The organism is Paracoccus sp. (in: a-proteobacteria), from assembly GCF_047973135.1.
Taxonomy (GTDB): domain Bacteria; phylum Pseudomonadota; class Alphaproteobacteria; order Rhodobacterales; family Rhodobacteraceae; genus Paracoccus.
This window is the reverse complement of sequence record NZ_JBKEBL010000136.1, coordinates 1-12,696: the sequence shown is the minus strand read 5'-3', so window position 1 is coordinate 12,696 and position 12,696 is coordinate 1. Positions and strand designations below refer to the sequence as shown.

Below are 12,696 nucleotides of genomic sequence, written 5' to 3'. Positions count from 1 at the left end.
GGCAATCAAGGGTCCAGTCGCAGCGCAGATCTGCAACGGGCCAGGGTACCTTGTCGGCGATCTTCAGGCCTGCCGAGTGTATCGGGCCGGCCTCGCCCCCCGCCGTGACGCCTGCGCGCATGGCCGCGATCAGCCGGTCGCCGATATGCCCGCTTGCCGACAGAAAGCCATCGACGATTGCCTGCGGCACGCCGTCATTGGCCAGCAGGTTGCCACCCGAGGCGACATTCGCGGCCTGTGCCTGCGTCCAGATTCCCAACGAATTGGGACCGGAATGGATGGCCGTCAGACCGTTGCGATCAACGGCCAGCACCTGCCGGTATTCCATGAACCTGCCGGTGCGGCGCAGTTCAGCCACCGCTTCGGCGGCGCTGAGGCCCTTTTCCATCAGGTCCAGCCCCTGCGGCCCAAGGCCGGGATCGGTGACATTCTGCGTCGCGACCGCCCCTGCGCCCGCCCGGACAAAGGAACAGCGCGCCGCAACGGCCGGAGATGACGACGAGATCGCCAGACCGAACATTCCGGTCTGCGGGCAACGGGCGACAAGCGAAAAGGTCATGCCATCAATCCGGGATAACGGCGGTGCCGTCGATTTCGACCAGCCATTCAGGCCGCGCCAGCGCCTGAACCACAAGCCCGGTCGAGACCGGATGCACACCTTTCAGATATTCGCCCATGGTGCGATAGATCGCCTCGCGATGGCGAATATCAGTGATATAGACCACGATCTTCACCAGATGCTCGATACTGCCGCCTGCTTCCTCGATCAGTTGCCGGATGTTCTGCATCACCTTGTGGGTCTGTTCGACCGGGTCGTGGCTGTCGATGTTCCGCGCGTTGTCCAGATTTTGCGGGCACTGGCCCCGCAGCCAGACGATCTTGCCGCCGGTGGTGACGACGGCCTGACACAGGTCGTTGTCCAGATTCTGTTCGGGGTAGGTTTCTTTTGTGTTGAATTTGCGGATGCGAAGATGGGCCATGTCTGTCTCCGGGGTGCGAGGCTTATGCGGTCTCGGTCATGCGCAGGGCGTGGAGGTGATAGTCCATGTATTTGCGCTGGATGTCGATCTGTTCGGCGATGTGCCTTGCGTCGTGCCACACGCCCCAGATGAAGCTGGAGCCGCGGCGTGATTGCCACGGCAGGCCCAGAAAATAGAGGCCCGGCACAACCGAGACGCCGCGCTGGTGGATGGGTCGGCCCCTGTCGTCAAAGCCATCCGCCTTGATCCAGCCATAATCGACCGCAAATCCGGTCGCCCAGACGATTGTGGTGATCCCTTCCTCTGCAAGGTTCAGCGCGGTGATCGGGCAGGTGATGCAATCGGCATCGGGAACGCGCTGGCGGGCCTCGGGTTCCTCGGGCAGGTCAAGGCCGTTCTGCGCGATACAGGCGTCCGCCTCATCCAGAAGCGACAGATAGCTTGCATCGCCATTGTCAAGGTTGCGGCCCAGATCGTCGGCAAAGGACAGGATACCGTTGTCCCACCCCTGCGTCATGCCCAGCAGGGTCATGCCCTGTTGTGCCAGACGGCGGAAATCTACCGTTTCGCCACCGCGCGCGCCGCTGACCGCGATAGTCGCATGTTCGGTTCCCGGACTGGGCGCTGCCATGTCCCATTTGCCAAGCACCCCCAGCCACCAGCAGAAATCCCGGCCGCGATAGGCACGAGGAGGCCGCTCGTGCGGGCCCACCGAAAGAAAGACCTTTCGGCCCGCGCGCATCAGTTCATCGGCGATCTGCACGCCAGAGGATCCACCGCCAACGATCAGGACATGCCCGTCAGCCAGTTGCTGCGGGTTGCGGTACCGGGCCGAATGGATCTGGGCGATCCCGGCTTCCGCCGGAACCACGGGCGGGATGACCGGTTTCTGGAACGCTCCGGTGGCCGCGACGACGCGCCTGGCTTCGATGACACCCTGCGATGTGGTGGCGGTAAAGCCTGCGCGCCCGGTATTGCGGCGCAACTCGCCGACCTCGACACCGCAGCGGATGGGCGCGCCGATCTTGCGCGCATAGGTTTCGAAATAATCGGCGACCTGTTCCTTGCCGACAAACCCGTCCGGGTCGCCGGGAAACTCCAGTCCCGGAAAGCGGTCGTGCCAGGCCGGGCCATTGGCGACCAGAGAATCCCACCTCGCGCTGCGCCAGCGCTCCGCGATGCGGTCCCTTTCGATCACCAGATGCGGCACCCCGGCATTGCCCAGATGTTCGCTTATTGCGATGCCCGCTTGTCCGGCACCGATCACCAGCGTATCGACCTTTTCCACCGACATGTCAGCGCCCTTCTACCGAAACAGAGGGGCCGCGCGCGTCGCGGCCCTGTCATCCGGAAATACCTAGCCTTGCGGCGCTGGCCCGAAAATTATGGAATTACAGAGCAACGATTAGGCTGGCCCTAAACCGGGGCACGGTCATCCATCCTGCAGCCGCGCACCTTCCCAGCGGCCCTCGTGGACGGCGTCGCGCAGCAGTTCCGTGATCAGGGCCGATATTTTTTCGCTGAGGTAGGTCGGCTTCGCAGTCGCCATGGTGACAAGGGCCGGGCTTGGCAAGGATCACCCCGCGAAAGGCGCGGGATTATTCCGGCCAGTCGGCCGGTCGATATCCGTCAAGATAGGCGCGCATCAAGCGCAGGACGGATTCGGATGGATTGCGCCGCCCCGCCTCGATTTCCGCGATGCGGGCAGGCGCACCATATCCAAGGAGTATTGCCATCTGGATTTGTGTCAAGCCGAATGCCAGACGGGCGGCGCGGATTTCATCCGGCGCCATCAAAAGAGCGACCACAGCAGCGGGCGGGTCGGCAAGATGAACAGCCCGAACGCCATCATTGCGGACCAGATCGCTAAGCTTTCCAGACGGCCAGCCGGGGCGGCATTGCCGCAGCGCGAGACATTGATCGCGGCTCGGGTGTAACTGTCCATCGCATGACCTTTCAGCATATTGGCAGGCGGCAGGGCACCGCCCCGCCACCGACATACGCGACCTTTTTTCGGCGATCAAGAAAAATGCGCATAGCGTATATTTCCCTTGCAATGCGAGGCCGCGTGCCCTAATGTCAGTTTACAGCAAGGGCAATGGCGCCCATCAACCCCAAAGGAGATGCTGATGACCGATGCGGAAATCACCTTGGACAACGAAAAGATTCACGCGGAAATCGCAAAGCTGATCGCGGAAACAGGCAAAATAAATGCCGAGGCAACAAAGGTCGCCGCAGAAACCGCGAAAATCAGCCGGGAGCGGTTCTGGATTCCCTTCACGATCTTTGCGGGCGTGTTCACGGCCATTCTGACGATCCTGCCCCGCCTGCTGTCATGACCCCGGAAGATTTCAAAAAGGCCCGGCGCAAGCTGGGTCTTTCCGTGTCGGAGCTTGGCGGCATCCTGAACACGCGGCCGGACACAATCCGCAAATGGGAAAGCGAAAAACGTGCCGACCGCAGCGTGAATCCTGTGGCCGCGCGCGTCGTGGCATGGCTTGAGGCCGGTTTCAGGCCGCCGGAATGGCCGGACCGGAAGGCGCTCCCGGAAAGCACGCGCGAAAGCTGATCCTTCCGCGCCACGCGGCAAGCGGCACCTCTACCACTCCGACAGTTTTGGCAGCATGAATCACCCGGTCGCCGGGTGACAGGATGCCGACATGCGCCTCGCGGCCCGCGATGCGAAAGGCGATCACATCGCCCGGCCGGGGCGGATGCGCCACCGGCACAAGATGGCGCGAGGCCGCCGCGAAAAGCGGGCGGCCGGGCGCATCCGCCCAATCCGCCCGCCAGCCGGGCACGGGCGGGACCGGCTGGCCGATCAGATCGGCCAGAACGCCCCTGATCAGCCCCACGCAATATACAGCGTTCGCACCAGCGTCGGGTCGATCACGGGCCGGGCCACCAGTTCGCTGCGCCGCAATTCCTCGCTGACCCGCCTCTTCGGGGCCAGCGTGCAGGCAAGACCCTCCTTCAGCGCGATTGTGGTGCAGGCTGTTCTTTGATTCGATCGCCATCATCCTGATCACCACGCCGATTCTGCTGCCGACCATGGCCGCGCTGGATATCGACCTGATCTGGTACGGCGTGCTGCTGATGATCAATCTGGAACTGGCGATGATCACGCTGCCGGCGGGGATGAACCTGTTCGTCATCAAGGGCATCACCGACGCCCCGCTTGGCGAGGTGGTTCGGGGCGCGCTTCCCTATGTGATGCTGATGCTGCCGGCACCTGCGCCTGCGATCCCGCGACCATAGGGGTTTATCCCTATTCAGACCGAGGGTCGTCGGCGCTATCTTGGGTCATATTCCGACGGAGCGGCATATGATCACGGAACTTTGCGATGAAGATATCGACGCGCTTGCGACGGGGGCGTGGATTCTTGGAACGGGCGGCGGCGGCAACCCCTATCTGGCGCAGCTTGGCCTGAAGCGTCTTTACAAGGCAGGCAAGCGATGCCGGATCATCCAGCCCGAGGCGCTGGCCGACGATCAGGCCGTGGGCGTCGTGTCGATGATGGGCGCGCCGCTGGTGCTGCTGGAGCGTTTCGTCAACCCCGAAGATCTGGTCCGCGCCGTGCGGCTGCTGGAGGAAACCCGCAACTGTCAATTCTCGGCGCTGATGGCGATCGAGATAGGGGGCGGAAACGGCATTGCGCCAATGCTGGCAGCAGCACTGATGGATCTGCCGGTGGTCGATGCCGACGCGATGGGCCGGGCCTTTCCCGAGGCGACCAATTCCAGCTTTGCCATTGGTGATCTGACCATGTACCCGATGTCTCTGGTCGATAGCCGCGGCGTCGAGGCGATTGTCGCGAAAACCCCGAACTGGCACTGGCTGGAACGCGCCTCGCGGGCGGTCTGCGCCGAGTTCGGTTCCATCGCCGCAACGTGCAAGGCTCCGCGTACGGGGGCCGAGGTCAAGCGCTGGGGCGTGCTGCATACCGTCACTCAGGCGATCAATATCGGTCGCGCGGTGCTGGATGCGCGGCGCGGGCATAGCGACCCGGTCGCGGCGCTGCTGAAGCAACAGGGCGGCAAGCTGTTGTTCCGGGGCAAGGTGACAGATGTGGATCGCACCACTGGCGGCGGGTTCCTGCGCGGTATGTGCAAGCTGTCGGGAGTGGACGATCATCGTGGCCAGCAGATCGAGATGGCGTTTCAGAACGAATGGATCGCGGTTTATCAGGACGGCGCGCCGATTGCATCGACGCCCGAATTGATTTGCCTGCTGGATACGGAAAGCGGCGAATCCATCGGGACCGAGACCGTGCGCTATGGCCAGCGTGTCAGCGTCGCGGTGCTGCCCGCGCCCGCGCATCTGACGACGCCAAGGGGGCTTGCCCATGTGGGGCCGCGCGCCTTTGGCCATGATTTCGACTTCAGATCGGTATTTTCGTCATGAAACGGATTGGCATTGACGTAGGCGGCACCAATACGGATGCCGTGTTGATCGATGACAGCGGGGTTCTGGCCTCGGTCAAGGTGCCGACCAGCGCGGATGTGATGGGCGGCGTTGTGGCTGCGCTGAATGCGGTGGCCCCGGCCGACAGGTCGGGGATCGGCGCGGTGATGATCGGGACGACCCATTTCACCAATGCCGTGATCGAGCGTTCCCGGCTGGAGCGGATGGCCGTGATCCGCATCGCCATGCCCTCGACCGCCTCGCTGCCGCCGGGTTGCGACTGGCCGCAGGATCTGTTGCGTGTCGTGGACCCGATGATCTTTATGGTCGAGGGCGGGCATGATTTCGATGGCCGTCCTCTGGTGCCGCTGGACCAAGCCGCGATCCGCGATGCGGCGGCCCGGATCCGCGACGCCGGGATCCGGTCGGTCGCGATTGTCGGGCTGTTCTCGCCTCTGACCGCGGAATGCGAAGATGCGGCAGCCGCCATCGTCGGCGATGTCATTCCCGACGCGCGGATCACCCTTTCCGGCAGGCTGGGCCGGATCGGGCTGCTGGAACGTGAAAACGTCGCCATGCTGAACGCCGCGTTGCAATCCTGCGGGCGGATGACGGTGGATGCGTTCAAGGCGGCGCTGGCGGATACAGGGATTGCCGCGCCGTTCTATCTGACCCAGAATGACGGCACCGTGGTGCTGGCCGATATTGCGGCGGCGAACCCGGTTTACAGCTTCGCGTCGGGTCCGACAAATTCGATGCGCGGGGCGGCCTGGCTGACCGGGCTGACGAATGCGATGGTTGCCGATGTGGGCGGCACGACGACGGATATCGGTTGCCTTGTCGATGGCTTTCCGCGCGAGGCGAATAGTGTGGTTTCGGTAGGGGGTGTGCGGACATTGTTCCGAATGCCTGATCTGTTGCCCATCGGGTTGGGCGGCGGCACGATCATCGATGCGGCCACCGGTGCCATCGGGCCGCAAAGCGTGGGCTATCGTATCACGCAAGAGGCGCGGGTCTTTGGCGGCACGACACTGACTGCCACGGATATCGCCGTCGCGGCGGGGCGTGCCGCTATCGGTGACAAGGACCGGCTGCGCGGGCTGGATGCGGCGCAGGTCGCGGATTTCAGCGCCCGGATCGCGGCGATGATCGAGGATAATATCGACCGGATGAAGCTGTCTGCCGGGGATACCGATCTGATCGCGGTGGGCGGCGGGGCCTTTCTGATCCCCGAGCGGATCAGGGGCGTAGGCCGGATCCACCGGGTCGAACATGCCGGTGTCGCCAATGCCATCGGGGCGGCCATGGCCCAGATTTCGGGCGAGGTCGATCAGGTCTTTGCGGACAAGGGCCGCGATACCGCCATTGCCGAGGCCGAGGCGCTGGCCATTTCACGCTGCGTTCAGGCCGGGGCCGATGTGGCGACGGTCAAGGTGATCGAGATCGAGGATCTGCCGCTGGCCTATCTCAAGGGCGATGCCCGCCGGGTGCGGGTGCGGGTTGTGGGCGATATTGACCGAAAGGGGGCATAGGTGCCCGTCAGGAACCGCTTTGCGCAACTGGACGCGGAAATCACCGGCTGGCGTCGTGATCTGCATGCCCATCCCGAAACCGGGTTCGACACGCCGCGCAGCTCGGCGCTGATCGCGGGGTTGCTGCGCGATTTCGGTTGCGATGAGGTGGTGCAGGGGATCGGCAGGACGGGCGTTGTCGCCACCATCGCGGGGGCCAAGGGGGATGGTCCCGTCATTGGTCTGCGGGCCGATTTCGATGCGCTGCCGATCACCGAAACCTCGGGTGCGGCGCATGCATCGTGTCATCCGGGCAAGATGCATGGCTGCGGGCATGACGGGCATACGGCGATGCTGCTGGGTGCGGCAAAGGTGCTGGCCGAAACGCGCAGTTTCGCCGGGACGGTGGTACTGATCTTTCAGCCCGCCGAAGAGATCGCCAAGGGTGCCAGCGCGATGCTGGCCGATGGGATTCTGGAAAGATTTGGTATATCAGAGCTTTACGGAATGCATAACCGGCCGGGCCTGCCTGTGGGCCAGTTTGCCATCCGCAGCGGGCCGTTCTTTGCTGCCGTGGACACGTTCGAGATTGCCATCTCCGGCAAGGGTGGGCACGCGGCGCGTCCGCATTCCTGCGTGGATCCGATCGTTGCCGCCGCCTATGTGGTGGGCACGCTGCAAACCGTGGTCTCGCGGCAGGTGAACCCGGTCGAGCAACTGGTAATTTCGATCACCAGCTTTCAAAGCGCGACCGACGCTTTCAACGTGATCCCCGACAGCGTGACCCTGCGCGGCACTGCCCGCAGCTTTACGCCCGAACTGCGCGCACTGGCCGAAACTCGGATCCACGAAATTGCGCAGCAAGGCGCGGCGCTGCACGGGGCTAGCGCCAGCATCCAGTGGTTTCCGGGTTGCCCGGCCATGGTGAATGCCGATGCGGCCACGGGCATCGCGGCGGGCGCAGCGCGGGTCGTCACCGGTCAGGAACCCGGCCCCGCCCCGCTGATCATGGGCGGCGAGGATTTCGCCTTCATGCTGGAGGCGCGGCCCGGTGCCTATATCCTTGTCGGCAATGGCGACACGCCCGAGGTCCATCACCCGGACTATGATTTCAACGACGCGGCCATTCCCTTTGGCTGTTCCTATTGGCTGGAACTGGTTGAACGTCGGCTGGCGGCCACGTGACCCGCCTTGCCTTCCTGACCATCGGCCAGTCCCCGCGCGGCGATTTGTCGGGCGTGGTCGAACGGGAATTGCCGCCGGGCGTGACGGTTTCGCATCTGGGTGCGCTGGATGGGCTGGGCGCGTCGGGCCTTGCCGAATGCGCATCGCGTCCTGACGAACCATGGCTGATCAGCAAGCTGGCCGACGGGACCGTCATCACGCTGGATGCCGATGTGATCGGCGCGCGGTTGCAGATCTGCATCGACCGGCTGGAGGAACAGGGCACGGATATCATCGTGCTGCTTTGCACGGGCGAATTTCCGGGCCTGAGCACCAGCCGTGCCACCATCATCGAACCCGATGCGGTGGTGTGCAAGACCGCGCAGGGGCTGTTGGGCGACCGGCTGGCGGGGATTATCCTGCCCCTGCCCGAACAGGTGGGCGAGGCGCGCGGAAAATGGGCGATCCTCGGGAGGCCGCCGATCTTTTCCTTTGCTTCGCCCTATGAGTCGCTTACGGACCCGCTGATCGCCGCCGCCACGGAATTGCAGGCCGGGGGCGCGCAGGCGCTGATACTCGATTGCATGGGCTATGCACTCTGGCACAAACAGGCGCTGCGCGCGGCGGGGATCACGCTGCCGGTTCTGGTCTCGGGTCAGGTGCTGGCGGCGGCTCTGGCGGCCTTCATGTGATCTCGGGCTCGAAGCGCGGGTCCAGCCAGAAGTTATCCCCGATTCGCCGCCCCACGGTCTGCGCGGCGTTGCGCACACGGATACCGAAACGGGCGATCACATCGTCGGAATGACCGGTGCCGGGCAGGGCAATGCCGATGCCGTAAACCTGCTGGCTGTCAGCCTCGACCACCGCAGCCGAAATGCCGGTCACACCGGGAATGAACTCGGCCCGTGACATGGCCCAGCCTTGGGCGCGCGCGGTGTCTATCCTCTGCATCAAATCCTGTGCGGAGCGCGGCGCATTGCCGTGGTCGGAGGAAAAATCCTTGCCCGCAAGTGCGCAAATCTGCGCATCCGGCAGCCGCGACAGCATTGCGCGCCCCATGGAACTGGCATAGGCGGGGCCGCGCGTTCCGACCGGCGAATAGACCTGCAACGCGCCTGCGGTGCCAACCCGCATCTGCACCACCAGCGTTTCCGCCCCGTCCAGCAGATTGACATAGCTGGCATATCCGGTCCCGGCGACCAGCAGGTCCAGTTCGGTCTCCAGCAGGGACTGGATGCTGGTGGACGCGCGCATGTAATAGGACGCTTCCATCACGACCTTGCCGGGGCGATAGGCGCGGGTGTCGGGATTTCGCTCCAGAAAGCCCACACTGGCCATCTTGCTAAGCGTCCGCGAGGCCGAGCTTTTGGGCCAGTCCAGCATGTTCGTGACATCTGACACGCTGACATCGCGCTGCAACCGCGCCAGCAGCTTCAGAACCTGGGTTGCGTTGGAAATGGTGCTCATGTCTCGCCCTCATCTGAGGCCCGTATAACCCTGTCCGGCCCGCTGTCTCCAGACAGAGTTGTGGCCGGTTTGCAAAAATATGCTGCATATTTTTGGAGTGGGTTGCAATAAATACAACCAACGGGCTGACCGGATCAGGAACGAATTTCGCGGGCGAGGGGGGGGCGCCAGCGGCGGTTACAGGAACATCTGCGCCACCATGGCCGAACCGACATAGGTTCCCGTCATCACCAGTACCGCGACAATCGCGATTTTCCAGCCCGAGCTTTTGGCGATATCGATCTCGCGCCGGGAAATGGCGATGCCGGCATAGGCGAGGCACGGGGTGGCCAGAGTCAGAAAGTTCACATGGCTGACCTTTTCGACGATCCAGCCACTGCCGGGCGTCCAGGGTAGTGTGGCCAGTATCCCGACAAGCGAAATCCACGCGACCGAAGGCAGCCTTAGCGGAACATGGTCCGTCAGCACCAGCCCGACCATGCAGATCATCCACAGGATGATCAAACCGACCAGCCCCTGCGGCAGTGTATTGTCAGTGGCCACGGTGTTGCCGATCAGCGCGATCAGGCTGACGACGACCAACGCCGCCGCATGCCCTGCCAGTCCGAACTTGTCGTCCGTGGCGGGCTTTTTCACAAATTCCGCATCGCTCATGATCAGTCTCCTGTTCCGGTTGCCGGGGCAGCTTTGGGGCCAAGCCAGTCGTACAGTTTTTCGGTCAACGGCAGGGACACGAAGACGCACAGATACATGCCGGTCGCATAGGTCAGCAGATTGCTCGCGCCCGCCAGCGCCAGTATCTGGTCCGTCATTCCGGGTACCGCACTTGCCAGTGCACCGGAACAGGCGGCCATCATCGACCCCGATCCAACGCCGCAGGCCATGGCCAGCGCCTCGACCGTGAACAGGCCGGTAGTGGCAAGCACGGATGCGAGGATGGCGAAGATGAAGGTGCCGAACAGGGTGCCGATCACATAGACCCCCATCACCCCCGCGCCCTCCTGGCTTTTCAGCCCGTATTTATCGGCGATGATCGCGATATTCGGTTCCCGCGCGACCGAAAAACAGGCCCCGATGGACTCGCGGCCCATTTTCAGGACCAGCACGGCAACCGGAAAGGCCAGCGCGACAGTGCCGAGATTGCCCAGTTCCTGAAGAACCAGTGCCGGGCCGGCATCAATGATCGTCTGCATCGACGGGCCGATGATCGTGCCGAATTTCGCGATGAACGGCATGATCGCGATCACGATCATCGGAGTCGCCGCCTTCACCTCGCGCTGCGTGATCAGCGCCTTGGCGGCGCGGATCACGTTGGGGTTGATCAACAGTCCCATGACAAAGGCATAAAGCAATGGCAGCAGCAATATCGCACCAATGCCGATGGGCAGGCTGATGATGCCGATGGATTCGGCGATCACCGTGATGACCAGCACCGCTGCATGCAGCCGCCAGTCAAACAGTATATCCTTGATCTGCATTAATGATCCTCTCTGTTGTTTCTTCGGGGTCAGCCGGGCGCATAGCCAAAGCCCTGAACAGGGTTTTCGTCGGTTTCCACCCAGACGGATTTCGTCTGCGTATAGGCCGCCAGCGCCTCGCGCCCTGAGGACCGGCCATAGCCCGACCGGCCAAAGCCGCCAAAGGGCGACATGACGTTGATCGTCTTGTAGCTGTTGACCCAGAATGTGCCCGCCCGGACCTGCGCCGCGATCCGGTGTGCCCGGCCCACGTCGCGGGTCCAGACCGCGCCCGCCAGCCCGTAGGGCGTCGCATTGGCAAGGGCGACCGCCTCGGCCTCGTCGTCGAAGGGCAGAACCGAGACCACCGGACCAAAGACTTCGTCGCGGGCGATGGTCATGGATGGCGCGACCGCATCCAGAACCGTGGGCGCATAGAAAAAGCCGCCCGTATCGGCCAGCGCCTCGGGCCTTGCGCCGCCGCTGGCGATGCTGGCGCCCTGATCCACTGCCTGACGGACCATCGCGTCGATTCTGGACCACTGCCGCAGGTTGTTCACCGGGCCGATCTGGGTTGCCGGATCCATCGGGGCACCGACGGGAATGCGCGCGGCGGCGCTGGCCAGCTTTTCGACCATCTCCCCGTGGACCGAGCGATGCACCAGCAGGCGCGAGCCAGCCACGCAGCTTTGCCCGCAAGAGGCAAAGATCGCGGCCTGCGCGCCGATGACCGCGCGATCCGTATCGGCATCGCCAAAGACGATATTGGCCGACTTTCCACCAAGTTCCAGCACGGCAGGGATCAGCCGCCTTGCCGCCGCGCCGGCGATCACGCTGCCCGCCTGCGCCGAGCCGACAAAGACGACCAAGGCCGTTTCGGGACTGTCGATCATCGCCTGACCCGAGTCCGGCCCATTCCCCGCGATCACATTGACCAGCCCCTTCGGTGCACCGGCCTTTTCGCACAGGATCCCGATCACCACGGATGTCAGCGGCGTCAGTTCCGACGGTTTGATCATCACCGCATTGCCCGCGCAGATCGCCGGCGCGACCTGCCAGCAGCAGGTGAACAGCGGTGCGTTCCATGGCGTGATCTGGGCCACCACGCCAAGCGGTTCGTGGCGGGTATAGTTCAGGTGGCTTGAAGGCACCGGGATCACGTCGCCGGTGATCTTGTCGCACCAGCCGGCGTAATATTCGAACATCTCGGCCATGCGCGCGGGTTCGCCCGTAGTGTCGCGGATCGGGCGACCGGCGGACAGCGCCTCAAGTTCCGCCAAGGGTTTTGCAACGGCGCGGATCTGGCGACCGATCTCGAACATGATCCGGCCGCGTTCCGATGCGGTCCTGGCGAACCATTCCTTTTGCGCCTTTTTCGCGGCTTCGGCGGCGCGGGCCACGATCCGGGGCCCGGCATCGCGATAGCAAGCAAAGACGCGCCCCGTCGCCGGGTCGGTCAGGTCCAGATCGGTACCTGTCCCCTCGACCAGTTCGCCGCCCACCCATGACCTTATTTCGGGAAAGCCGGTCAGTTCAGTCAGCAGTTCGGCCACGCGGGCTGAAATATCGATCAGATCCCTTGCCATCACACCCTCTCTTTTCTGTTGAGGCGGTCCGCCTGCGGGTCGCCCATCAGCATGAAATCGTCGTCATCGCCCAACCCCGAGCTTTCCTGCGCCCACAGCGATGCCGCCATATCGGCCATCGGCGTG

Annotated in this window: 16 protein-coding genes; 6 read left to right on the top strand and 10 right to left on the bottom strand. The window is 63.8% G+C overall.

Annotated features, from left to right (window positions below; genetic code table 11):
* The 5 genes from ACK5L9_RS10505 to ACK5L9_RS10485 form a co-directional block, all read right to left on the bottom strand.
* A partial coding sequence (locus tag ACK5L9_RS10505; protein ID WP_416911411.1) for a DUF1028 domain-containing protein occupies window positions 1-559 on the bottom strand: 559 nt, incomplete at its 3' end.
* Window positions 560-563: 4 nt separating this feature from the next.
* Window positions 564-980, bottom strand: a complete 417-nt coding sequence (locus ACK5L9_RS10500; RefSeq protein ID WP_416911410.1) for a RidA family protein — start codon at window positions 978-980, stop codon at window positions 564-566.
* Window positions 981-1,002: 22 nt separating this feature from the next.
* A complete protein-coding gene (locus ACK5L9_RS10495) occupies window positions 1,003-2,274 on the bottom strand; it encodes a flavin-containing monooxygenase (protein ID WP_416911409.1) in 1,272 nt (423 codons plus the stop codon).
* A 304-nt stretch (window positions 2,275-2,578) separates the two neighbouring features.
* Window positions 2,579-2,773, bottom strand: a complete 195-nt coding sequence (locus tag ACK5L9_RS10490) for a helix-turn-helix domain-containing protein (RefSeq protein ID WP_416911412.1) — start codon at window positions 2,771-2,773, stop codon at window positions 2,579-2,581.
* The gene (locus ACK5L9_RS10485; protein ID WP_416911413.1) at window positions 2,773-2,925 is read right to left on the bottom strand and encodes a hypothetical protein; all 153 of its coding nucleotides are present in this window, start codon (window positions 2,923-2,925) and stop codon (window positions 2,773-2,775) included. The genes ACK5L9_RS10490 and ACK5L9_RS10485 overlap by 1 nt, the downstream gene beginning before the upstream one ends.
* A gap of 184 nt (window positions 2,926-3,109) precedes the next feature.
* Between ACK5L9_RS10485 and ACK5L9_RS10480 the strand changes: the two genes are divergently transcribed.
* Entirely contained in the window at window positions 3,110-3,319 is a 210-nt protein-coding gene (locus ACK5L9_RS10480; protein WP_416911408.1) for a hypothetical protein, read from the top strand.
* A gap of 171 nt (window positions 3,320-3,490) precedes the next feature.
* On the opposite strand, the gene ACK5L9_RS10475 is transcribed toward ACK5L9_RS10480, so the two are convergent.
* A complete protein-coding gene (locus ACK5L9_RS10475; protein ID WP_416911407.1) occupies window positions 3,491-3,835 on the bottom strand; it encodes a peptidase in 345 nt (114 codons plus the stop codon).
* Between the two features lie 127 nt (window positions 3,836-3,962).
* Here ACK5L9_RS10475 and ACK5L9_RS10470 point away from each other — a divergent pair, with 127 nt between their 5' ends.
* The 5 genes from ACK5L9_RS10470 (at window position 3,963) to ACK5L9_RS10450 (ending at window position 8,752) form a co-directional block, all read left to right on the top strand.
* Window positions 3,963-4,238, top strand: a complete 276-nt coding sequence (locus ACK5L9_RS10470) for a TRAP transporter large permease subunit (protein ID WP_416911406.1) — start codon at window positions 3,963-3,965, stop codon at window positions 4,236-4,238.
* 67 nt (window positions 4,239-4,305) lie between these two features.
* Window positions 4,306-5,385, top strand: coding sequence for a DUF917 domain-containing protein (locus ACK5L9_RS10465; RefSeq protein ID WP_416911405.1), 1,080 nt, complete (start codon window positions 4,306-4,308; stop codon window positions 5,383-5,385).
* Window positions 5,382-6,917: a hydantoinase/oxoprolinase N-terminal domain-containing protein gene (locus ACK5L9_RS10460; RefSeq protein WP_416911404.1), complete on the top strand. Its 1,536-nt coding sequence runs from the start codon at window positions 5,382-5,384 to the stop codon at window positions 6,915-6,917. The genes ACK5L9_RS10465 and ACK5L9_RS10460 overlap by 4 nt, the downstream gene beginning before the upstream one ends.
* The gene (locus ACK5L9_RS10455) at window positions 6,918-8,081 is read left to right on the top strand and encodes a M20 aminoacylase family protein (RefSeq protein WP_416911403.1); all 1,164 of its coding nucleotides are present in this window, start codon (window positions 6,918-6,920) and stop codon (window positions 8,079-8,081) included.
* Window positions 8,078-8,752: an AroM family protein gene (locus tag ACK5L9_RS10450; RefSeq protein ID WP_416911402.1), complete on the top strand. Its 675-nt coding sequence runs from the start codon at window positions 8,078-8,080 to the stop codon at window positions 8,750-8,752. The genes ACK5L9_RS10455 and ACK5L9_RS10450 overlap by 4 nt, the downstream gene beginning before the upstream one ends.
* Here ACK5L9_RS10450 and ACK5L9_RS10445 read toward each other — a convergent pair.
* The 4 genes from ACK5L9_RS10445 to ACK5L9_RS10430 all read right to left on the bottom strand — a co-directional run bounded on the left by ACK5L9_RS10445 (window position 8,745) and on the right by ACK5L9_RS10430 (window position 12,570).
* Window positions 8,745-9,527, bottom strand: a complete 783-nt coding sequence (locus ACK5L9_RS10445; protein ID WP_416911401.1) for an IclR family transcriptional regulator — start codon at window positions 9,525-9,527, stop codon at window positions 8,745-8,747. The genes ACK5L9_RS10450 and ACK5L9_RS10445 overlap by 8 nt on opposite strands.
* A gap of 177 nt (window positions 9,528-9,704) precedes the next feature.
* Complete coding sequence (locus tag ACK5L9_RS10440) at window positions 9,705-10,181, bottom strand: hypothetical protein (protein WP_416911400.1); 477 nt, start codon at window positions 10,179-10,181, stop codon at window positions 9,705-9,707.
* A 2-nt stretch (window positions 10,182-10,183) separates the two neighbouring features.
* A complete protein-coding gene (locus tag ACK5L9_RS10435) occupies window positions 10,184-11,005 on the bottom strand; it encodes a DUF3100 domain-containing protein (protein WP_416911399.1) in 822 nt (273 codons plus the stop codon).
* 29 nt (window positions 11,006-11,034) lie between these two features.
* A complete protein-coding gene (locus ACK5L9_RS10430) occupies window positions 11,035-12,570 on the bottom strand; it encodes an aldehyde dehydrogenase family protein (protein WP_416911398.1) in 1,536 nt (511 codons plus the stop codon).
* Window positions 12,571-12,696: the final 126 nt, after the last annotated feature.

Coding starts and splice junctions, on each gene's coding strand:
- ACK5L9_RS10500 (WP_416911410.1), bottom strand. CDS start 980: ATGGCCCATCTTCGCATCCGCAAATTCAACACAAAAGAAACCTACCCC.
- ACK5L9_RS10495 (WP_416911409.1), bottom strand. CDS start 2,274: ATGTCGGTGGAAAAGGTCGATACGCTGGTGATCGGTGCCGGACAAGCG.
- ACK5L9_RS10490 (WP_416911412.1), bottom strand. CDS start 2,773: ATGGCGCCGGATGAAATCCGCGCCGCCCGTCTGGCATTCGGCTTGACA.
- ACK5L9_RS10485 (WP_416911413.1), bottom strand. CDS start 2,925: ATGGACAGTTACACCCGAGCCGCGATCAATGTCTCGCGCTGCGGCAAT.
- ACK5L9_RS10480 (WP_416911408.1), top strand. CDS start 3,110: ATGACCGATGCGGAAATCACCTTGGACAACGAAAAGATTCACGCGGAA.
- ACK5L9_RS10465 (WP_416911405.1), top strand. CDS start 4,306: ATGATCACGGAACTTTGCGATGAAGATATCGACGCGCTTGCGACGGGG.
- ACK5L9_RS10460 (WP_416911404.1), top strand. CDS start 5,382: ATGAAACGGATTGGCATTGACGTAGGCGGCACCAATACGGATGCCGTG.
- ACK5L9_RS10445 (WP_416911401.1), bottom strand. CDS start 9,527: ATGAGCACCATTTCCAACGCAACCCAGGTTCTGAAGCTGCTGGCGCGG.
- ACK5L9_RS10440 (WP_416911400.1), bottom strand. CDS start 10,181: ATGAGCGATGCGGAATTTGTGAAAAAGCCCGCCACGGACGACAAGTTC.
- ACK5L9_RS10435 (WP_416911399.1), bottom strand. CDS start 11,005: ATGCAGATCAAGGATATACTGTTTGACTGGCGGCTGCATGCAGCGGTG.
- ACK5L9_RS10430 (WP_416911398.1), bottom strand. CDS start 12,570: ATGGCAAGGGATCTGATCGATATTTCAGCCCGCGTGGCCGAACTGCTG.